Below are 20,140 nucleotides of genomic sequence, written 5' to 3' on the forward strand. Positions count from 1 at the left end.
AACTGCTGCGACTTCTTGACCATGTCGTCGGCCTGGCCCAGCAGCGGATCGATGGTCTGCTCGGCAGTCGTGGCGTCCCTCTGGTTCGCCTCGTTCGCGTCGGAGATGATCTTCGCCGAAGACGGACTGGGCGGCGGGCCCTTCTTGTCCGACTTATCGTTGGCATACGCTGCCTCGGCCGCCTGTGCCTTCTGCGCTTTGTCCGACTCTTCCTTGATCCGCTTGTCGATCGCCGTCTTGGCGGTGTTGAAGGCCTCGGTGACCTTGCTCTTGATCCCGCCGAGGTCGCTCGACAGCTGGGTCAGGTCTTTGCCGACGTCGTCGAGATGCCCCTGCACCTTGGCGCCCGCCGTGGTGATCTGCGTGACGTAGTCGACGAAGGAGTCCGCCGCCGGCCCCTCCCACACGCCGCCGGAGAGCGACTTCGCGGTATTCGTCAGTTCTTGGCTGTGGTCGCCCGCCCGCTTCGCGGCCTCGCTGAACTGCTGCCCGGCTTTGCTGATCGCGTCCGGGTTGATCTTGTCGACCTTCTTGGCCTTGTCGACAACGCCCTGCCAGTTCGGCGGATAGTCGATCAGCGCCATGCTCTAGCCCCCTCGTGCCTGCTCAGCGGTCTTCGTGCACAGTCAGGTCGGTCTTGTGGACCTGATCGGTCTCCTGGATCAGTCCGGCGGCCTTGCGAAGGATGAAGCCGGTCGCCTCCATCAGCTTCCCGGCCGCGTCGAACTCGCTGTGCATGCCCTGCTTGAACGTGCCGACCGCGCCGTGCACGTCCTTGGAGCCGCCCATCGTGCCGAACGGGCTTTCCGGCTCGTCGTCAACGCCGGTGAGGTGCTTCTTGGACTTCTCGAACTCGTCCTTCAGCTTCTCCACGTTCCTGGCGGCAATGGCCATGGAATCCGGGTCGTAGACAGGCACCGTTCGTCATCCCCTTCGCGACACTCGCTTCCCGACCAGTTCGGACGTTCCGCTCCCCAAGTCGGTTCCCTGCTTACTCTAAGACTTCGGACGCGTGCCGTGTGCAGTTCTGTCGGACTTCCGGTCGCGAACCCCCGGACCGGGTTAGCACGGGGGCAAAAACGGAGAAAACGGTCTTCGGCCAGGCCTCAAATCGCGGCCTGCAACTCCCGCACCCGTTCCGCCAGCACCGCGTTGTCCGCCGGGCTCACCGTTGCCCAGGTGTGCCCGTCCGAATCGTCGGTCAGCTGGAAGAGATACCGCCCGGAATCGGTGTCGTAAAAAGCCGCCACGTGCGGCGATCGGCGCACCGTTCCATCCCGCAGCACCCGTTCCGCGCAGAACTGGCCGCGCGCGGCCTGGCCCATCAGCATGCCCGCCAGTTCCTGGGCCTCCCACAGCGCCACACCCCGGTCTTCCAAGGCGGTGACCAGCGCTTTCGGATCGCCGGCGGCAGCCGCGTCGGCGGCGACGAGCGTGCTGTGCGGTACCGAGACCGACTGGCCGACACCTGGGTCCAGCGAGCCGGCCACCGACACCACCGCCTCGGCGAGCGCACCGGGGTCAGCCGGGATCAGCCACACCTCGTCCCGGTCGACCACCGTGAGCACGGCTTGGCTGCCGCGGCTCACCGCGCGGCCGTGGATCTCGCGGTCGGCCCACACCCAGACGTCCACCGCTTCCCGCGGATTCGCCAGCAAATGCAGCTGATCGAGCACCGTCCCGGAAGGACGGCGGCCGCGCGCCAGGCGGCGCTGCGCCAGCGAATCCCACACGGAGTCGATCAGCTCGGCCCGTTCGGTGTGCGTGCGTCCCGGCGACGGAACCGCGAGCGCGGGCGGACGTCCGCCCAGTTCCAGCGATTCCCACAGCACGTCGAATTCGAGAGCGGTCAGTACCAGGTTCACGGCCGGCGCACGTCTCCCGTGCCGTCGCCGAGGACGTCGCGCGTCACCAGCCGGTCGTCGGCGAACAGGTCCTTGTCGTCGACGCCGAAGCGGCGCACGTGCTCGTCATCGCCTTCCTGCGGAGCGGCCTCGGAGAGGTACTTGGCGTCACCGCCGCCGGAATCCGGCGCGATCTGCTCCGCTTTCCGCAATGCGACGGCTTCTTCCTCGGGAAGTTCGTCCACCGGCAACGGCCGGACCAACCCCTTCGGCTGGCCGTCTTCCGCCCGGCCCTGCCGTTCCCGGTCGCCGGAAAGCGCGCCACCGGCGACCCCCGCTCCCAACGCGGCCGCGCCCGCGCCGAGTTCGCCCGGCGACGCTCCCGCACCGCGCGGGACCGCAGCGTTTCCGGGGGTTTCGGTGACGGGGGCGGACGGTGCCTGCGGGACGCTGCCGACCAGCCGACCTCGTTGCAGCGCTTGGTTTTCGTGCCCACCGCCGGGGTAGCTGCCGCCCGCGGCACCGCCGGGATTCCCCGCCGAACCGCCACCGACTGCGGAACGACCGCTGGTGCCGCCGAAACTTTCGGAGCTGCCCACGGTTCCGCGGTTAGCCGACCCGCCCGGCCCGCTCTCGGAACCGCTGCTCGTCCCACGCGGACCCGTCGGCAGGAACGTCCCGGACTCTCCGGGCCGCATTCCGCCGGGAACCCGCGAGCTACCCGAAGTGCTTGGCACACCAGGACTTTCCGGCCCGCCAGCGGAACCGACTGACCGAGGCGCGCCGGGCAATCCCGGCTCGCCGCCCCGAGCGGCGGTCCCCGGCGCCTGCTCCCAACCCGACGGCGGTGGTGAAGACGGCGGCACGTAACTGGCCGCGACCACCGGTGCGGCTGGCCGAGCCGTCGGGGCAGGCGAAGGCGTGCCGTACGCGGGCGTCGGCGGGTCCACCGGAGGAGCGGCCGAGGGCGGCGGGGGAACGTACTGCGACTTCACCGACGCCGCGGCGGGACGCACCTGCCCGTCCGGCGTCACCTCGACCGCCGCGGCCGCGCGGTCGACTGGGCTCGGCCCGCTGCCCGGCTGGACCATGGTGAGCGACTGCGGCTGGCTCAGCGGTTCGGTGGACAGCAGGTTTTCCCCGCTCTGCTGGGCGTAAGCGTTCAACGCCTCGACCGCTTGGCCGCGAGCGTTGTCCGCGGCTTGCACCGCAGCCGCGTGATCGGTTTCGAATCCGAGGAAGCTCGCCACCGAATCGAGGAGCGTGAGGCTTTCCGCGCCTTTGCGCACCGCGGCCGGGTCGGGCAGCTTGTACTTGGTGCGGTTGAAGGCTTCCCCTTGCGCGAAAAGCATTTCCGCGGTGTGCGCGACCTTCTGCATCGCGTCCTGCGAGAAGCCCGCCTGGTCCGACAGCACCTGCCCGGCCTGCCCGCCCGCCTCGCTCTGCCATTCGACGCCCAGCTTCGCCAACTGATCGCGCAGGGTGTGGTCGGTGCTCGCGAGCGCGGTCGCGATTTCGCGGAGCGCCTCGACCGCGGTGCCGATGCTGGCGATTCCGTCGCCGGTGCCGAACTTTTCGATCTCGTCGGCGATGGCGGTGTCGGTCCACCCGTCGAAACGGTGGTCGCGGATCCTGCCCGCGAGTTCGGAGATCTCCACGCGCCCCTCCCTAGGTCCGGTTCTTCAGGCCCTGCACGGCCAGGCCGGCGGCCTGGGTCGCGATATCGCACAACTGCGGCTGGCTGAACGCGCCCGCGGTGACCGCGAACTCTTGCGCCGCCATGGTCTGTCCCGCGGCGACGCCGACCAGCACCTCGCAGTCGGAGGGCGTGCCCGCCGCGCGGTAACTCGTGATCGCCGGATAGCCCTCGACGCTGGTGGGCGCGGTGGTCATGCTGTTCTTGCGCCGCGAGCCGGTGAGCCACTCCTGCACGTCCGCGCTGACGATCCGCAGGTGCAGCGCGTGGAACGGTTCGGTCTGGTCCGAATCGAACACGCAGGTGGGCCCGTCCTTCGCCTCCGCGGCCTTGCGCGGCACGCTCGTGACCTTCAGCTGGTCGAGCTGCGCCTGCCCGAGCAGGTCGCACGGATCGGTTCCGGCGATCGGCAAATCCGACGGCCGCTGCGGCAACGCGGCCGCTTTCGTCTGCTGCGCCAGGGAACTCATCGCGGGCTGTACGGGGTACGCCGTGCCCTGCTCGCCCGACGAGCAGGCGGCGACGCCGAGTACCGCGACGACGGCGAGAACGGGCTTAGTGGATGCCGTGCGCACCGCGGTCCCCGAACGCCGCAGCCTTGTCCGCGTCGCTGGCCTCGTACGTCTTCGCCGCTTCGCGCAGCTGTCCGACGAGCTTGTGCAGATTCGCGACGTACGCACGCACCTGCGCGGCGTACGACTGATCACCTTCCGCGACAACGGTGTTCCACGCAGCCATCGCGTTCACGCTCACCGTGTCCGACGAAGGAGTATCGACACGCAGCTCGCCCAAGCGCGTGAGGAGTTTGTCTTCTAGTGCGCTGACCTGCTCGTCGACCACCCGCGCGACCTCGAGCAGCTTCGCCGGCTCGACGACGATGTCCGCCACACCCGGCGCGGCCGGTACCGACGAAGCCAGGTCGGTGAGCGGTGTGCTTCCCGGCATGCGCTAACCCCTCCCGTGATACGGACGGTGACCGTACGGACCCGTTTCGAGGCTACCAACCGGCGCGTGAGCCCGAGGCGAACTTCGTGGAGAAGCTGCTCAGACGGGAGCGCTTACTTCCCCATTCGCCGCGCGCAGTGCGATATCGGTGCGATGGTGCGAGCCAGCGAGGTGTACGCGCTCGACAGTCTCGTACGCGTGCTTACGCGCCGCCTTAAGCGTCTTACCGGTGCCGACGACGGACAGCACGCGTCCGCCGGCCGAGATCACCGCACCGTCGTCGCGACGCCGCGTACCCGCGTGAAGCACGCCTTCGAGCTCGCCGCCGGTGATCACATCCCCAGTGCGCGGCTTGCCCGGGTACCCGTCCGCGGCGATCACGACGGTGACCGCGGCCCCGCCCGACCACTCCAGCGGAGGCAGTTCAGCCAGCTTCCCGGTGGCCGTCGCGTTCAGCACGGTCGCCAGCGAGGTACGCAACAGCGCGAGCACTACCTGCGTCTCGGGGTCGCCGAAGCGGCAGTTGAACTCGATCACCTGCGGGCCTTCCGAGGTGAGCGCGAGACCGGCGTAAAGCAGGCCGGAGAACGGGCTGCCCCGGTCGGCGAGTTCGTCCACCACCGGCTGCACGATCCGCGCGACCACGTCGTCCACCAGGCCCTCGGGCGCCCACGGCAGCGGCGCGTACGCGCCCATGCCGCCGGTGTTCGGGCCAGTGTCGCCGTCGCCGACGCGCTTGAAGTCCTGCGCGGGCAGCATCGGCACCACGGTGCGGCCGTCGACGAAGCAGAACAGCGAGGCCTCCGGTCCGTCCAAAAAGGACTCCAGGAGAACCGGGTGCCCGCCGTCGAGCAGCATCAGCGCATGCTTTCGCGCGACCTCGACGTCCTGCGTCACGACCACGCCCTTGCCAGCGGCGAGACCGTCGTCCTTCACGACCCAGGTGGGTCCGAAGCGCTGAAGCGCGGCGTCGAGCCGCGCGGGAGTGTCGACGACTTCGCTGCGCGCCGTCGGCACCTTCGCGGCCGCCATGACGTCCTTCGCGAACGCCTTTGACCCCTCGATGCGCGCGGCCGCGGCAGACGGCCCGAAGCAGGCGATGCCGGCTTCGCGCACCGCGTCGGCGACGCCCGCGACGAGCGGCACCTCCGGCCCGATCACGACGAGGTCGGCCTTCCACTCCTTGGCCAGGGCCGCGACGGCGTCCGGCTCGGCGAGCTCGACCCCGAGCTGCTCCGCGACCGCAGCCGTGCCGGCGTTGCCGGGGGCGCAAGCGAGCGCCGTGACCGCGGGGTCGCCTGCCACCGCGAGGACGAGTGCATGCTCCCGGGCGCCGGAGCCGATTACCAGTACGCGCACGCCGGACAGCGTAACGGTGCGTGTCGCGCCCCGGCAGCGCGCCGTCCGAGACCCCCGGCCCGGACCAGGTCCGCGACTGGTCCGGCACTGGTCGCGCGATGTCCGGATTGGGGTGCCATCCACCGTTTACCCGGTTGTCAACCGCCTGTCCGGCTGATGCCGCGCGCTCGACGCTTGCGGCGGTGAGGGTGACGCGGTAGTCGTGGCGAGCTGCGGATCGCCCGGTAGAGAAAGGTCCCCCATGAAGCGCAAACGCCTCGGCGTGCTCGCCCTGTCCGGTCTGGCCCTGCTCGGCGTCGCGGGTCTCGCGATCGGCCCGGCCTCCGCGAGCGAGGAGACGGGCGCGGGTGCGGCCGCGCACGGTCCCCGGCACGATGGCCCGGTGATCGTCGGACACCGGGGCGCGCCCGGCTACCGCCCGGAGCACACGCTCGCGTCGTACGAACTCGCCTACCGGATGGGTGTGGACTACGTCGACGTCGACCTCGTGCCGACCAAGGACGGCCAGCTCGTCGCCCGGCACGAGCCGGAGATCAGCGGCACGACCGACGTCGCGGCCCATCCGGAGTTCGCCTCGCGCAAGACCACGAAGGTCATCGACGGAACCACGATGACCGGCTGGTTCACCGAGGACTTCACCCTCGCCGAGCTGAAGACGCTTTACGCCAAGGAACGGATCCCGCAGAACCGGCCGAACAACCAGCTCTACGACGGCCGCTACCGGATCGCCACCTACCAGGAGGTGCTCGACCTGACCCGGCGGCTCGGCCACGAACTGCACCGGACGCTGGGCACCTACCCGGAGGTCAAGCACTCGACGTACTTCAGCTCGATCGGGAACCCGACCGAACCGAAGCTGGTGTCGATCCTCAACCGGAACGGCCTGAACCGGCCGAACGCGCCGGTGATCATCCAGTCGTTCGAGGTGTCGAACCTGCAGGAGCTGCACAAGCAGGTGCGAGTGCCGCTGCTGCAGCTGACCGAGGCGAAGGGCGCTCCGGCGGACTTCGTCGCGAAGGGCGACAAGCGGACGTACGCCGACCTGGTCACGCCGGCTGGCCTGCGCGAGATCGCGAAGTACGCGAAGTACCTCGGCCCGGAGAAGGGCCAGATCATCCCGCGGGACGCGCAGGACAACCTCGGCAAGCCGACCACGCTGATCGCCGACGCGCACCGCGCCGGCCTCGAGGTGCAGCCCTACACCTTCCGCAACGAAAACCCGTTCCTGCCGGCGAACCTGCGCTCCTCGGCCAGCCCGAGCGCGTTCGGCAACGTGTTCGCGGAGGAAGCGGCGTTCCTGAAGGCCGGGGTCGACGGATTCTTCGCCGACCAGCCGGACACCGCGCTGGAGTCGGTGCGGGACTTCACCGGTCGGTGATTTCCCTTAGCGGGCTTAGCTTTTCGGCCCGCCGGTGCTGCGGCATCGGCGGGCCGGTTCGCGTCAGCCTCGCGGAGTGAGCACCACGATCGGGATCACGCGGTCGGTTTTCCGCGCGTACTCGTCGTACAGCGGGAACATGCTCGCCATCCGCGGCCAGAGCACCTCGCGCTCCGCCGGAGACGCGACGCGAGCGCGAGCGGTCAACCGGCGTGCGCCGACCTGCACGCCGACAGTCGGTTCCGCCACGAGGTTCTTGAACCACTCCGGGTCCTCGTCGGCCCCTCCCTTGGAGGCGACGACCACGTACTCGTCGCCGGAGGTGCCGTAGATCAAGCAGGTGCGCCGCGGCACGCCGGTTTTGCGTCCGGTCGTGGCGAGCAGGAGCATGCGGAGCCCCTCGGATTCGTGGCCTTCCGCGCCGTTCGAGGCCAGGTAGGTCCGGGTTTGCTCGGCGACCCAGTCCCACTGGGAGTCAGTGGCGCGGTCGAGGTCTTCGGCGACAGCCATGGCGGTGTTCCTTTCCGGTGACTCTGTTGCCGCGGGGACGGAGCCGCCGCGCCGTTCTCGACATCGGGGCGGCATCGAATGGCATCTAATACTGACCCGGTTCGAGTGATGCGCACTCGAACATTCGTTCGAGATACTGGTCCTATGTTGATCACTCGGATCCGGGCCGCCCTGCGCCGTTCGGAGGAGCTTCCGCCCAGCCACCAGCGAAACCTTGACACCCGCGAACGCGGAGGGCTAACTTCTGCGCACTCTCAATGGTCTGTCCGCATACCTTTCAGGTGGGTGCCCGATGGATGTCTCCGACCAGCAGACCGGCCAACCCGACGAAGACAGCGCTCGCCTGCACGCGCTCGGCTACGCGCAGGAACTCAAACGCACGATGTCGGCGTTCTCCAACTTCGCCGTGTCGTTCACGATCATCTCGATCCTGTCCGGCTGCCTCACGCTGTACGGGTTCGGCATGAAAACCGGCGGCCCGGCGGCGATGATCTGGGGCTGGCCGCTGGTCGGGCTGTTCGTGGTGCTGGTCGGGCTGGGCATGGCGGAGGTGTGCTCGAGCTACCCGACCGCGGGCGGGCTGTACTACTGGGCGGCGAAACTGGCGACCCGCAACGGCCCGGCCTGGTCGTGGTTCACCGGCTGGTTCAACCTGATCGGGCAGATCGCGGTCACCGCTGGCATCGACTTCGGCGCCGCGCTCTTCCTCAACGCGTTCCTCGACTTGCAGTGGGGCTTCAGCGCGACGCCGGGGCACACGATCCTGTTGCTGGCCATCATTCTCGTCGTGCACGGGGTGCTGAACACCTTCGGCGTGCGAGTGGTGGCGGTGCTGAACAGCGTCAGCGTGTGGTGGCATCTGCTGGGCGTGCTGGTGATCGTCGGCGTGCTCGTGTTCGTACCGGCGAAGCATCAGGAAGCGTCGTTCGTGTTCGGCAGCTTCGTGAACCAGACCGGCTGGGGTTCCGCGCCGTATGTGTTCTTGCTCGGTTTGCTGCTGGCGCAATACACCCTCACCGGCTACGACGCGTCGGCGCACATGACGGAGGAAACCAAGAACGCCGCGAAAGCCGGGCCGCGCGGAATCATCAACTCGATCCTCGTGTCGCTCGTCGCGGGCTGGATCCTGTTGATCGGCCTGACTTTCGCGATCCAGGACTACGACGGAGCCGTCAACTCGGCCACCGGGGTGCCGCCGGCGCAGATCTTCATCGACGCGACCGGTGCGGTGACCGGAAAATTCCTGCTCCTGATTTGCATCGGCGCACAGCTGTTCTGCGGCATGGCCTCGGTGACCGCGAACTCCCGCATGATCTACGCCTTCGCCCGCGACGGCGCGATCCCGGGGTCGAAGATCTGGCACAGCATCAACAAGCGAACCCAAACCCCGACCAACGCAGTGTGGCTGGCGGCAGGCGGCGCTTTGGTACTCGCGCTGCCGTACCTGTGGAGCGCGACGGCTTACGCCGCAGTCACTTCGATCGCGACAGTGGGTCTGTACGTCGCGTACGTGATCCCGGTGTTCCTCCGCGTCCGCCGGGGCGACAGCTTCGAGAAAGGCCCGTGGAATCTGGGCCGTTGGGGCAAGCCGATCGGCATCGTCGCGACGGCGTGGGTCGTGGTGATCTTCGTGCTCTTCATGTTGCCGCAGGCAAGTCCGATCACCGTCGACACGTTCAACTACACGCCGGTCGCATTCCTGGTAGTCCTGGGCGGGGCGGCCCTGTGGTGGGTCTTGTCGGCGCGGAAGTGGTTCACCGGGCCCAAGGTGCAGGGTTCGGCGGAGGAATTGGCCGCGGTGGAGAAGGAACTGAAGGAACTCGGGTAATTCGGCGGGTGGTCGAGGTTACCGACCGTTCTCCGCCCGGTGCCGCTGCGCCGGCTGGCAGCTGAACGGCGTCGGTGAGGAGCGACCGGCTGTTCGCCAACCGCCGTGTCGGCAACCACCGTGATCGGGCCACGGGGCGGTCTGCGGCAGGAGTTTGACCGGTCGCCGCGCCTGTCTGGCTCGGGTGTCCACGGTGCCGTTGCGGGTGCCGTTCGACCCGTGACGCGGCACCGGAGGGGGCGTCGCCCGTCGCTGCCGACTGCCGTGCACCGCCTCTCCGGCGACTCGCCATCGCGTCAAAACCTGGCGCGGGTCGTCGACCCTGCCCGAGGCGCCTCCCCGGACGCCCCGGTGGGCGTGCGGCGGCGTTCCCGGCAACCGCCGTCGGTCCGCCTGTTCGGCGCCCGCCGTCTCCGATCCCAACCGCCGCCATTCGGAGAGGCCGTGCCCGACCTGCTCGCCAACGCCGCCCGAAGCCCGCCGACGAGTCGCCCGCAGCCCACAGTCCCCGCCCGAAGGAGGTCCGACACGAACCCACACCATCCGTGCCTCATCCGGTCCATGAGTGAAGATGCGAAGCATGGAGACCTTGACGCTGGTCGGCGTGCTCGCCGGGTCGCTGGGGCTGACTGCGATCGCCCGGCGGTTCAACCTGTCCGCGCCGCTGCTCATCGTGGTGGTCGCGCTGGGGATCGCGCTGATTCCCGGCGTTCCGCGGGTCGAGCTGGAGCCCGAGCTGATCCTGACCGTCGTGCTGCCGCCGTTGCTGTACTCGACGTCGCTGGAGAGTTCGATCTCCCACTTTCGTGCGAACTTGCGGCCGATCATCACGCTCGGCGTGCTGCTCGTGGTGGCCACGGCGTTCGTGATCGCCTTTGTCGTGCATCTGCTGCTGCCCGATCTGCCGTGGGCGTCGGCGCTGGTGCTTGGGGCGGTCGTGTCTCCGCCGGACGCGGTCACGGCGGTCGCGATCGGACGGCGGCTCGGGCTGCCCCGGGGCGTGATGACGGTGCTCACCGGCGAGAGCCTGGTCAACGACGCGGCCGCGCTCACGCTGTACAAGGTGGCGCTCGCGGCGGTGGCCGGGACGGCGGGGTCGCTCGGGCACGGGTTCGCGGTCTTCGCCGTCGCGACGGTGGTCGGCATTCTCGTCGGGCTGGTGGCGGGCGGGGTCGTCGAACTGATCCGCACGCGGCTGGACGATCCGCTGCTCGAATCGGCGTTCGGGATCGTGGTGCCGTTCGCGGCGTACGTCACCGCGGAGCATCTGCATCCGTTCGGGCCGGAGTTCAGCGGGTCCGGCGTGCTGGCGGTCGTCACGGCGGGGTTGTTCCTCGGGCACCGGTCGTTGCGGGCGTCCCCGGCGACGCGGGTGCAGGACCGGTCGGTCTGGGCGTCGATCGACGTCATGCTCGAGGCGCTGGTGTTCGCGCTGATGGCGCTGCAACTGCCGTTCGTGCTCGACGGGGCGCAGCATGCCGCCCGGGACAACGGGACGCTCGCGTTGTCCGCGGTCGTCGTGCTGCTCGCCACGATGTTCGTACGGATTCCGGCCGTTTTCCTGTCCAGCTATCTGCCTCGGTCGCTGCAACTTCTGCGGCGCACCAAGCACGATCCGCCGGCGTGGCGTTCGCTGGCGGTGATCTCCTGGACCGGGATGCGCGGCGTCGTCACCATCGCGGCGGCGTCCGGGGTTCCCGCGGATACGCCGGGGCGGGCCGAGATTCAGCTGTTCGCGTTCGCCGTCGCGGTCGGGACCGTGCTGATCCAAGGGCTCACGCTGCCGCCGTTGATCCGGGTGCTCAAAGTCCAGGACCCGGACGAGGCCGCCCGCGACCAGGCCGAGGAGCTGGCCGCGCGCAAGGTCGCGCAGAACGCCGCGCACGAACGGCTGCGCGAACTCGCTCGCGACCAGCTGTCCACATTGGACATGCCACCAGACAAGCTGAAGCGGCTCGAAGAACGGCTGGAACGCGTGGTGGACACCCGTTACCGGTTCGCGCAGGCCGCGATCACGCTGTCCGGCGAGGAGCGACGAGACAGTCCGCAGGCGCAGTTCGCCAAGGCGCGGCGGGAACTCCTCATCACCCAGCGCGCGGCGATGATCGAGGAGAACCGCGCCGGCCGCCTTGACGACGACGTCCTGCAGAAGGTCCTGCGTGAACTCGACCTGGAGGAAATGTCCGTAACGACAACCCTTACGAACCGGATGAGTTGAGCTCGCCCGTCAGCCGCCAGGTGCGGCGCCGGTCCTCGTCGGTGTGCAGGGCGGTCTGGGTGAGCAACACGTCGGTCGCGCCGGCGTCGAAGTAGCGCTGCACGCCGGCGGCGACTGTCTCCTCGTCGCCGATCAACACGAGCTCCGCCGCGTTTTCGACCCCGCCTTCCTTCAGCACGCGCTGATACGACGGGATCGAACCGTAGAAACCGAGTTCCTGCGCAGCGAGTTCGCGGACCGTGTCGACGTCGCTGGTCACCACGGCCGGAACAGCCGCGACCACCCGCTTGCCCGGGCCGATCCCGGGCACGATCAGGTTCGACAAAGCACGCGGGCTGGCCAGATACGGCAGCGTGCCGTCGGCCAGTTCCCCGGTGACGCGCAACGCCTGCGGCCCCATCGCGGCCACCAGCACCGAAATCGGTGCCGCCGGCGCAGGCTGCGTCAGATGCACCTCCACCGTCGAGCCAGTGAAGTCGACTTGTTCCCCGGCGAACAGCGCCCGCAAGACGGTCAGGTACTCGCGCAGATGCCGCACCGGCGGCGGATACGGCGTGCCGTAGACAGGTTCGAGAAAGTTCTTCGCCCCCAGGCCGACGCCGAGCGTGAACCGCCCGCCGGACGCCTCGCTCGCGGTGCGCGCCGCAGCGGCCAGCACCAGCGGGTGCCGCGGGTAAATCGGCACCACGGACGTGCCGATCTCGACGCGCGAGGTGACCTGTCCGGCCAGCGCGGCCGCCGCCAGCGCGTCATGGCTCTCGGGCAGCTGGGCGAACCAGATCGACGCCGCACCCGCCTCCTCGGCCTGGCGTGCCTGCTCCAGCAATTCGGTCACGGTGAGGGGCGCCCGCGGAAGGGTGGGCAAAGTCAGTCCGACGCTCATACCGTCAAATTATTCAGGCGCACCACGGGTTTCTCACGAGCCGGAACTAGCGCGCGGCATTGTGTCAGCCGCGTTCTCAGCCGACGAGAGCCCCTGCCGAACGCCCGGCGAACCCGCACCCTGGACGCCCGACGACTCCAGGAGGACCGATGTCACTGACCGACGTCATCGACGGCACCCGCCAGGCCGTGCAGACGGACCGGCACAACGCGGCGGTGTCGTTCAGCGTCGACCACGCGCTGGCTGCGAACACCGCGACGGTGGTGGACGTCCGGGTGCGCGACCACGCGTTCACCGTGGACGAGCCGCCCGCCCTCGGCGGCACCGACCAGGCGGCGAACCCGGTCGAGTACGCGCTGGCCGCGCTCGGCTCCTGCCAGGTGATCACGTACCAGTTCTGGGCGGCCCGCCTCGGCATCCCGCTGGACTCGGTGCGCGTGAAGGTGGACGGCGACCTGGACCTGCACGGCTTCTTCGGCTTCGACGAATCGACCCGGCCCGGCTTCAGCGACGTGCGAGTGTCGGTGGAACTCGACGGTCCGGCCACGCCCGAGGCCTACGACCGGCTCCGCCGCGCGGTGGACGAACACTGCCCGGTGCTCGATCTGTTCCGCAACCAAACCCCGGTCACCACTACGGTTCGCTGACCGCGCCGAGCACGACGGATCCTGTTCGCCGCGGTCGGCCAATGTCCCGTCCGTGGAACCCGCACCGGTCGGGCAGTGTCGGATCCAGCTGCCCGATCCAGGCCACCGGAAGTTCAAGCGGGTACCGGGAAAATCGTCCCACGCCAGCGTTTCGCAGACATATTCGTCTCGCTCCGCTTCGGCGGCGGATCGAGATCGGACTCGTTGCCCAAGCGGTTCGGGCCGCCGCCGCGATCAGGACCGCGGTCGCCGCGGCGGCGGCGATGCACCACCACCGCAGCTCCGGCAGTCTCGGCCAGAATGACCGGCCGCATCACCCGTCGTCATGCCGCTCTCCGCGAACGGCGAACGGCGGACGCGACGAACTCAGGCGAACTCGTGCCGCACGATCGTCTGCTCCCGGCCCGGCCCGACGCCGATCGCCGACACCCGCGCGCCCGACAGCTCCTCGATCCGCTCGACGTAAGCGCGCGCGTTGGCGGGCAGTTCGTCGTAGGCGCGGCAGTTCGAGATGTCCTCGAACCAGCCCGGCAGCTCTTCGTAGATCGGCACCGCGTGGTGCACGTCGGTCTGCGTCATCGGCATGTCCGAGGTGCGGAAGCCGTCCACCTCGTACCCGACGCACACCGGCACCTTCTCCAGGCCGGACAGCACGTCCAGCTTGGTCAGGAAGTAGTCGGTGATTCCGTTGACCCGCACCGCGTACCGGGCGATCACCGCGTCGAACCAGCCGGTGCGCCGCGAGCGGCCGGTGGTGACGCCGAATTCGCCGCCCTGCTTGCGCAGGTACTCGCCGGACTCGTCGTCCAGTTCGGTCGGGAACGGGCCGGAGCCGACGCGGGTCGTGTACGCCTTCAGGATGCCCAGCACGGTCGTGATGCGGCCCGGGCCGATGCCCGACCCCGCGCTCGCGCCGCCGGACGTCGGGTTCGACGACGTGACGAACGGGTACGTGCCGTGGTCCACGTCGAGCAGCGTGCCCTGCGAACCCTCCAGCAGCACCGTCTCGCCGCGCTCCAGCGCCTGGTTCAGCTGCAGCCGGGTGTCGGCGATGCGGTGCGCGAACTTCTCGCCCGCCGCGAGCACCTCGTCGGCGACCTGGTCCGCGTCGAGCGCCTTGCGGTTGTAGACCTTGACCAGCACCTGGTTCTTGAATTCCAGGGCCGCCTCGACCTTCTGCCGGAAAATCTTCTCGTCCAGCAGGTCCTGCACGCGGACGCCGACGCGGGCGATCTTGTCCTGGTAGCACGGCCCGATGCCGCGGCCGGTGGTGCCGATCTTGCGGCTGCCGAGGTAGCGCTCGGTGACTTTGTCGATCGCCACGTGGTACGGCATGATCAAGTGCGCGTCGGCCGAGATCAGCAGCTTGCTGGTGTCGACGTCGCGCTCCTCGAGGCCGGCCAGTTCGTCCAGCAGCACGCCCGGGTCGATGACCACGCCGTTGCCGATGACGTTCGTCACGCCCGGCGTCAGGATCCCGGACGGGATGAGGTGCAGCGCGAAGTTCTCGCCGTTGGGGAGCACGACCGTGTGGCCGGCGTTGTTGCCGCCCTGGTAGCGGACGACCCACTGGACGCGGTCGCCGAGCAGGTCGGTGGCCTTGCCCTTGCCCTCGTCCCCCCACTGGGCACCGATCAGCACGATGGCCGGCATGTGACACTCCAGGTGTTCGGCAATAGGAATAGTGACCCCGGACGGGGGCACGGGTGGCGCTGGTAAATGCCGGTGCATGACTTTAACGGAGGACGCCGGAGTGCGCGGAATAGTGGTGGCCTGCGCCGCGGCGGCGGATCTGCCCGCACGGCTCGGCGACGTCCCGCTGGTGTCCGCCGGGCCCCGTCCCGGCAAGGCGGAAATCGACCCCTTGCTGGGGGAACACGACCGGCTCGTGGTGCTGGGCACCGACGCCGACCTCGCCGCCGTGGTGGTGCGTCTCATGCGCCGCGAAGTCCTCCCGGGCGTGTCCGTGGGTTTCGTGGCCGCTGAGCCCGGCTCCCGCGTCGCCGCGCACTGGCGGTTGCCGGCGGACCCGGACGAGGCGTTCGCGCTCGCCTGGAAGGGGGAGGACTCCGAGATCGCCCTCGTGCGCGACGACACCGGCGGCGTCCTCCTCGGGCACGCGACCCTGCGCGATGTCAAGGGCCAGGCGTATTGCGACGAACAGGTGGCTTTCGACGGCGCGGTTTCCGGCATCGAGGTCGCACCGGACGACGCCGGAGTGACCGCCCGAATCACCCGCGGCAAGCTCGTCAAACGATCTTCGACGTATCGCGGCCGCGCCTTCCAGCTCGGCTGCGTGCCGACGTCTTCGCTGGTCATCGACGGTGTCGCGCAAGATCGCGAGATCACCCGGCGGACCTGGTACCGGCACACCGTCGGTCTCCGCGCGGTCCGCGGCTGACCCGCTGCCGCCAGCCGAGATTCAAGCGAACTTGGACTCTCGGTGACTTTCCGTTTACTGAAGGTCGGTTTGCTGTCACCTGACGGTGTTGCGCACGCCACTTTCGTGGTCAAAGGTGAATCAGTCCCGCATCTGACCAGGAAGGCAGCAATATGCCGACCACACGTACAGTTCGCAACTCCTTGACCGTCCTGGCCGGCGTCGCGCTGCTCGGCTCGGTCACGGTCGGCGTCGCCGACGCCACCCCGCCGGGCATCCCGTCGGCGGACACCGCGAAAAGCCAGCTGGCCGGTCTCACGGTGAAGGCGGACGGTTCGCAGACCGGTTACAGCCGCGACAAATTCCCGCACTGGATCGACCAGGGCAACAACTGCAACACGCGCGAGATGGTGCTCAAGCGCGACGGCACGAGCGTCCAGGTCGGCTCCGATTGCTATCCGACGTCCGGGAAATGGACCTCGCCGTACGACGGGGCGACCTGGAGTTCTCCGTCCGATGTGGACATCGACCACGTGGTGCCGCTCGCCGACGCGTGGCGCACCGGAGCCTCGTCCTGGACCCAGGAGCAGCGCCAGGCCTACGCCAACGACCTGTCCGACCCGCAGCTGATCGCGGTGACCGACAACGTGAACCAGGAAAAGGGCGACAAGTCGCCGGACCAGTGGAAGCCGCCGTCTACCGGATACTGGTGCACGTACGCCAAGATGTGGGTGACGGTCAAGTACAAGTTCAAGCTCACCGTGAATTCGGCGGAGAAGTCCGCGCTGACGGACATGCTGGGCCGCTGCTGAGCCGATCGGCCCTCCCGCGGGCACCGCTGCCGTCCCGTCGTCCGCACCCATGCGGAAGACCACGGCGGCGGTGCTGGCGGTTCCTGGTGCAGTGCTACTGCGGCCGGGGCTCGCCGGCGGACACCTCCGGGTTGGCGAGCCGCAGGATTTCCCTTGCCAGCGCGTCGTTCTGTCGGAAGGAGATCGCGTTCGTGCGCGGCCGGGTGAAGGCACCCGCCGAGCGGACGCTCGTGTGCGGGCCCACCGCGAACCGCCGCGGATGCGCCTTTCCGTCCACAGTGACCAGTCGGAAGTCGTTGAGGGTCGTGGCGATCCGCCCGGACGGCAAGGTTGCGCCATCGACATCCGGCACGGTTTCCTCCGCCAGCGCACCAGCGTCCCGCAGACTGCGCAACAACGGATCCGACACGCGCGGAACGCTCGCGTCCGGCAGCCGCGCCTCGATCAACGTCCGCGCGGCGATAGTGTCGGGATGGCTGGTGCTCGACGCGACGAACGTCCCGGTCGTCTCGTCGGCGGCGATCGAGATGTCCGCACCGAGGAACGAGACCACCCCGGCTTCCTCCAGGGCGAGCAGCTCGTCGAGCCGACGCGGCGGCGGACCGCTTGCGTAGTAAGAGAAGAATCCGTGGAACCAGCCGTCCATATCGGACACTTGCGACGCGGCGGTGAGCCGTCCGGTCGCGAGCAGCGCGGGCAGCTGACCGATCACCGAGAGCAGGGCCATGAACGCGCCGAGATCCGCACTGTGGTGCACGTCCGCCCGGCGCGCGAGGTCGGACTCGATGTATTTCCGCACCGCCTTGCCGAATTCCTCACCGGAATCGAACCGGCGGCCAGCGAACGGGCGGTCCAGCCGCTCCAGGTCCAGCCGGTCTTCCCGGGCAGGCACCGCCTCCGCGATCAGCGCGTCCATTTCGGACGAGAGCCACGGCAGGTCGGCGAATTTGTCCGCGAAGACCGCGAAATCCGTGCGCACCCGGTCCGGGTGGCCGGTGAACAGTTCGGTGTAATACGCCCAGGCGAGCTCCTTCGCGATGAGCGGCCAGACGTCCGCGCGAAAGTCGAGCGGACCGGTCAGCCCTTCGATGGCCCGCTGGTCGAAGAACCTGGGCAGCTGCAGCGGTTTTCCCCGCAACCGGTAGCCGGTCTTCGCGTGGTACGGCACCCCACGCCGTGAACCGACGTGCAACACCGGCTCGGCACCGCTCGGGTGGTAACGCAGACCGCCGCACGGCAGCTCTTCGAATCGGCCGCCGCGCCCCTCGGTGAGCAACAACATCAGGTCCACGAAGGCGAGCCCGAAACCGCGTACTAGCACCGGCTCTCCGGCGGGCACCGCGGAGTAGTCGACGTCCGCGGTGTAGCCAGCGGGGTAGTAGGACAGCTGGTGCTGATCAGCGAACGCCTCCAACTCGCGTTCGCGCGAATCCGGAACCGCGTCGAGATGGCCAACCGTCAGCACCACGGCGTCAGCGCGCACAGTCGTGCCGTCGGAAAGCCGCACGGTCTCGTCGGCGTCGATGCTCTCGGCGGTGGCGAGGTGCTCGACCACCGTGATGCCCGGCGGCGCTTCGGCCACCACTTTGCGGTAGAACCACTCCAGGTACCGGCTTTGCAGCCGCCGGGTCGGGAAATCCGTGGAGGCGAGCGTCTCGAACTCGGCGCGGACGTCGTCGGGAACCGGATACTCGAGCGTGCCCGCCCGCACTTGCCGCACCCACTCGATCAGCGACGGCCCCGGCCGCACCGGACCGTCGATCCGGACGGTGTCGTCGGTGAACACGGTGACGTCCTCGGGCATCGAGTTCATCCGCAGCAGCGGCGACTGCTCGTACCGCCACACCCGGCCGGGGCCGGGCGGGAACGGGTCGATGAGATGGACTTCGATCCGCCGGTCGCCGAGCAGGCCGTCGGCGTTCGCGGACAGCCGTTCGAGGACGCCGACCCCGCGAGGTCCGGCGCCCACGATGGCGAGCGTGAACGTCGGGAGAGCGGTCACCCGGGCGAAGCTACGCGGCCGGGAGGCCGGGCGGCGGCCGTTCCACAGTGCGGACGGCCCACCCGAACGGATGTGGCACAAACCACAAAGATCGAACCGGCCCCAGCGGAGAGTGCGGAGCGCTATCGTCTGGACACGTGGCGAACTGATCGTGACCTCTCGGATACCGGCGAAAGAACCTAGAGAATCACCAACAGTCACGAGACACTGAGCTTGGCAACTCACTTCGTGTGACCGACCCGTGACCAGGAGGACCTAGGGTCACCCGTTGGTCACCAGTGCGGCACAGTCCGCGCACAGCAGCGGGGAGAACACGCATGACGACAGCACCACACCGGGTCACGTTCCGCGAGGTGTTCGGAGTCGCCGAGTTCCGCGCGATGTGGTTCGGCGAACTGCTGTCGATCGCCGGTGACCAGCTGGCCCGCGTCGCGCTGTCCGTCCTCGTCTACGCCAACACCGGTTCGGCGACGCTGACCGGTCTGACCTACGCGCTCACGTTCTTCCCGTCGCTCCTGGGCGGCATCTTCCTCACCGGGCTCGCCGACCGTTTCCCGCGCCGGGCGGTCATGGTCACCGTGGACCTCACCCGCGCGGTGCTGATTCTGTGCGTAGCCATTCCCGGATTGCCGTTCTGGGCCCTGTGCGTGCTCGTCGGTAGCGTTTCCCTGCTGAATCCGCCATTCAAGGCATCTCAGCTGGCGCTGCTGCCGCAGGTGCTCGAAGGCGACCGATTCGTGGTCGGCATGGGCATCCGGAGCATGACGGTCCAATCCGCGCAGTTGCTCGGGTTCGCCGGCGGCGGCGCGCTGCTGCTCGCGATGGACGCTCGCCTCGCTCTGGTGCTCGACGCGGGCACCTTCCTGCTCTCCGCGCTGTTCCTCCGCTTCGGGTTGAAGGCCCGCCCCGCGGCGGCCACCGGGGAGAAGCGCAAGCCGTTCTTCTCCTCGCTGAGCGCGGGCGGCCGGGTCGCCTTCGCGACCAGTGCACTGCGGTCCCTGATGGTCTTCACGTGGCTCGCCGGGCTGATGCCGGTGTACGAGGGCATTGCCGCGCCCTACGTCGCGTCCTCCGGCGGCGGGTCGGAAATGATCGGCTTCCTGCTCGCCGCCGACCCGGTGGGCAGCGTGATCTTCACGTTCGTCTACACGCGCTGGGTGCCCGCCGCGATCCGGCCGAAGCTGATCGGCCCGATGACCGCGCTCGCCGCGATCCCGCTGCTGCTGTGCTTCCTGCAGCCGGGCCCGATCGTCTCGGTGGTCCTGTTCGTGATCTCCGGCGGCTTCGGCACGATCGCGCTGCTGCAGGCGACGGCGTCGCTGACGGTCGCGGTGCCGGATGAGAGCCGGGCGCAGACGATGGGGCTGTCGAACACCGGATTGACCACCACGATGGGCGTGACGCCGTTGATCGGCGGGGTCATCGCGGACCACGTGAGCGCCCAGACGACCGTCGGGATCTTCGGATTGGCCGGCTTGCTGATCACGATTCCGCTCGCGATCGCGTGGCAACGGAGCGTTTCCGGGCAGGCCGAAGAGGGGTCAGCGAAGGAAGCCACACGCGCCGAGCCTGCCTGACTACCCCGGCATGCCCCGCGCGTGAGGCTCTGACCTGCGCGACCTTGCGGTGCTGCTACGC

General features: G+C 69.0%; 17 protein-coding genes and 1 pseudogene. 7 read left to right on the plus strand and 11 right to left on the minus strand.

Annotated features, from left to right (window positions below; genetic code table 11):
* Window positions 1–299: 299 nt before the first annotated feature.
* The 7 genes and pseudogenes from L942_RS45180 to purD form a co-directional block, all read right to left on the minus strand.
* Window positions 300–584, minus strand: a pseudogene (locus L942_RS45180) (WXG100 family type VII secretion target); the annotation flags it as partial.
* 22 nt (window positions 585–606) lie between these two features.
* Window positions 607–918 carry a hypothetical protein gene (locus tag L942_RS02125; protein WP_037354118.1) on the minus strand — a complete coding sequence of 104 codons (312 nt, stop codon included), beginning with the start codon at window positions 916–918 and terminating at the stop codon, window positions 607–609.
* A 188-nt stretch (window positions 919–1,106) separates the two neighbouring features.
* Entirely contained in the window at window positions 1,107–1,865 is a 759-nt protein-coding gene (locus L942_RS02130) for an ESX secretion-associated protein EspG (RefSeq protein WP_037354120.1), read from the minus strand.
* The gene (locus L942_RS02135) at window positions 1,862–3,502 is read right to left on the minus strand and encodes a PPE domain-containing protein (protein ID WP_037354122.1); all 1,641 of its coding nucleotides are present in this window, start codon (window positions 3,500–3,502) and stop codon (window positions 1,862–1,864) included. Before L942_RS02135 ends, L942_RS02130 begins: the two co-directional genes overlap by 4 nt.
* Before the next feature lie 10 nt (window positions 3,503–3,512).
* A complete protein-coding gene (locus L942_RS02140) occupies window positions 3,513–4,115 on the minus strand; it encodes a DUF3558 domain-containing protein (RefSeq protein ID WP_037354125.1) in 603 nt (200 codons plus the stop codon).
* Window positions 4,096–4,485, minus strand: coding sequence for a PE domain-containing protein (locus tag L942_RS02145; protein WP_037354127.1), 390 nt, complete (start codon window positions 4,483–4,485; stop codon window positions 4,096–4,098). Before L942_RS02145 ends, L942_RS02140 begins: the two co-directional genes overlap by 20 nt.
* 99 nt (window positions 4,486–4,584) lie before the next feature.
* Window positions 4,585–5,844: a phosphoribosylamine--glycine ligase gene (purD, locus tag L942_RS02150; RefSeq protein ID WP_037354130.1), complete on the minus strand. Its 1,260-nt coding sequence runs from the start codon at window positions 5,842–5,844 to the stop codon at window positions 4,585–4,587.
* A 241-nt stretch (window positions 5,845–6,085) separates the two neighbouring features.
* Between purD and L942_RS02155 the strand changes: the two genes are divergently transcribed.
* Window positions 6,086–7,222, plus strand: a complete 1,137-nt coding sequence (locus tag L942_RS02155; protein ID WP_037354132.1) for a glycerophosphodiester phosphodiesterase — start codon at window positions 6,086–6,088, stop codon at window positions 7,220–7,222.
* A 63-nt stretch (window positions 7,223–7,285) separates the two neighbouring features.
* On the opposite strand, the gene L942_RS02160 is transcribed toward L942_RS02155, so the two are convergent.
* Entirely contained in the window at window positions 7,286–7,732 is a 447-nt protein-coding gene (locus L942_RS02160; protein WP_063695705.1) for a nitroreductase family deazaflavin-dependent oxidoreductase, read from the minus strand.
* A 292-nt stretch (window positions 7,733–8,024) separates the two neighbouring features.
* Here L942_RS02160 and L942_RS02165 point away from each other — a divergent pair, with 292 nt between their 5' ends.
* Together L942_RS02165 and L942_RS02170 are read left to right on the plus strand one after the other, a co-directional pair.
* The gene (locus L942_RS02165; protein ID WP_037354134.1) at window positions 8,025–9,560 is read left to right on the plus strand and encodes an amino acid permease; all 1,536 of its coding nucleotides are present in this window, start codon (window positions 8,025–8,027) and stop codon (window positions 9,558–9,560) included.
* A 580-nt stretch (window positions 9,561–10,140) separates the two neighbouring features.
* The gene (locus L942_RS02170) at window positions 10,141–11,778 is read left to right on the plus strand and encodes a Na+/H+ antiporter (protein ID WP_037354135.1); all 1,638 of its coding nucleotides are present in this window, start codon (window positions 10,141–10,143) and stop codon (window positions 11,776–11,778) included.
* Here the strand turns inward: L942_RS02170 and L942_RS02175 are convergent.
* Window positions 11,759–12,661, minus strand: a complete 903-nt coding sequence (locus L942_RS02175) for a TIGR03564 family F420-dependent LLM class oxidoreductase (RefSeq protein WP_037354138.1) — start codon at window positions 12,659–12,661, stop codon at window positions 11,759–11,761. The two genes, L942_RS02170 and L942_RS02175, sit on opposite strands and share 20 nt — an antisense overlap.
* A gap of 149 nt (window positions 12,662–12,810) precedes the next feature.
* On the opposite strand from L942_RS02175, the gene L942_RS02180 reads away from it, so the two are divergent.
* Window positions 12,811–13,308: an OsmC family protein gene (locus L942_RS02180; protein WP_037354140.1), complete on the plus strand. Its 498-nt coding sequence runs from the start codon at window positions 12,811–12,813 to the stop codon at window positions 13,306–13,308.
* Window positions 13,309–13,674: 366 nt separating this feature from the next.
* On the opposite strand, the gene L942_RS02185 is transcribed toward L942_RS02180, so the two are convergent.
* Window positions 13,675–14,961 carry an adenylosuccinate synthase gene (locus tag L942_RS02185; protein WP_037354144.1) on the minus strand — a complete coding sequence of 429 codons (1,287 nt, stop codon included), beginning with the start codon at window positions 14,959–14,961 and terminating at the stop codon, window positions 13,675–13,677.
* A gap of 76 nt (window positions 14,962–15,037) precedes the next feature.
* Between L942_RS02185 and L942_RS02190 the strand changes: the two genes are divergently transcribed.
* Complete coding sequence (locus tag L942_RS02190; protein ID WP_235078852.1) at window positions 15,038–15,709, plus strand: hypothetical protein; 672 nt, start codon at window positions 15,038–15,040, stop codon at window positions 15,707–15,709.
* 152 nt (window positions 15,710–15,861) lie between these two features.
* Window positions 15,862–16,500 carry an HNH endonuclease family protein gene (locus L942_RS02195; protein ID WP_037354150.1) on the plus strand — a complete coding sequence of 213 codons (639 nt, stop codon included), beginning with the start codon at window positions 15,862–15,864 and terminating at the stop codon, window positions 16,498–16,500.
* Window positions 16,501–16,594: 94 nt separating this feature from the next.
* Here L942_RS02195 and L942_RS02200 read toward each other — a convergent pair whose 3' ends face one another.
* A complete protein-coding gene (locus L942_RS02200; protein ID WP_037354152.1) occupies window positions 16,595–18,502 on the minus strand; it encodes an FAD/NAD(P)-binding protein in 1,908 nt (635 codons plus the stop codon).
* 317 nt (window positions 18,503–18,819) lie between these two features.
* Between L942_RS02200 and L942_RS02205 the strand changes: the two genes are divergently transcribed.
* Window positions 18,820–20,079, plus strand: a complete 1,260-nt coding sequence (locus tag L942_RS02205) for an MFS transporter (RefSeq protein ID WP_037354154.1) — start codon at window positions 18,820–18,822, stop codon at window positions 20,077–20,079.
* The last annotated feature ends 61 nt before the right edge of the window (window positions 20,080–20,140 follow it).

It is taken from the genome of Amycolatopsis orientalis DSM 43388 (assembly GCF_000411975.1).
Lineage (GTDB): Bacteria > Actinomycetota > Actinomycetes > Mycobacteriales > Pseudonocardiaceae > Amycolatopsis > Amycolatopsis orientalis_D.

Coding starts and splice junctions, on each gene's coding strand:
- L942_RS02205 (WP_037354154.1), top strand. CDS start 18,820: ATGACGACAGCACCACACCGGGTCACGTTCCGCGAGGTGTTCGGAGTC.
- L942_RS02155 (WP_037354132.1), top strand. CDS start 6,086: ATGAAGCGCAAACGCCTCGGCGTGCTCGCCCTGTCCGGTCTGGCCCTG.
- L942_RS02165 (WP_037354134.1), top strand. CDS start 8,025: ATGGATGTCTCCGACCAGCAGACCGGCCAACCCGACGAAGACAGCGCT.
- L942_RS02185 (WP_037354144.1), bottom strand. CDS start 14,961: ATGCCGGCCATCGTGCTGATCGGTGCCCAGTGGGGGGACGAGGGCAAG.
- L942_RS02190 (WP_235078852.1), top strand. CDS start 15,038: ATGACTTTAACGGAGGACGCCGGAGTGCGCGGAATAGTGGTGGCCTGC.
- L942_RS02195 (WP_037354150.1), top strand. CDS start 15,862: ATGCCGACCACACGTACAGTTCGCAACTCCTTGACCGTCCTGGCCGGC.
- L942_RS02145 (WP_037354127.1), bottom strand. CDS start 4,485: ATGCCGGGAAGCACACCGCTCACCGACCTGGCTTCGTCGGTACCGGCC.
- L942_RS02175 (WP_037354138.1), bottom strand. CDS start 12,661: ATGAGCGTCGGACTGACTTTGCCCACCCTTCCGCGGGCGCCCCTCACC.
- L942_RS02170 (WP_037354135.1), top strand. CDS start 10,141: ATGGAGACCTTGACGCTGGTCGGCGTGCTCGCCGGGTCGCTGGGGCTG.
- L942_RS02180 (WP_037354140.1), top strand. CDS start 12,811: ATGTCACTGACCGACGTCATCGACGGCACCCGCCAGGCCGTGCAGACG.
- L942_RS02160 (WP_063695705.1), bottom strand. CDS start 7,732: ATGGCTGTCGCCGAAGACCTCGACCGCGCCACTGACTCCCAGTGGGAC.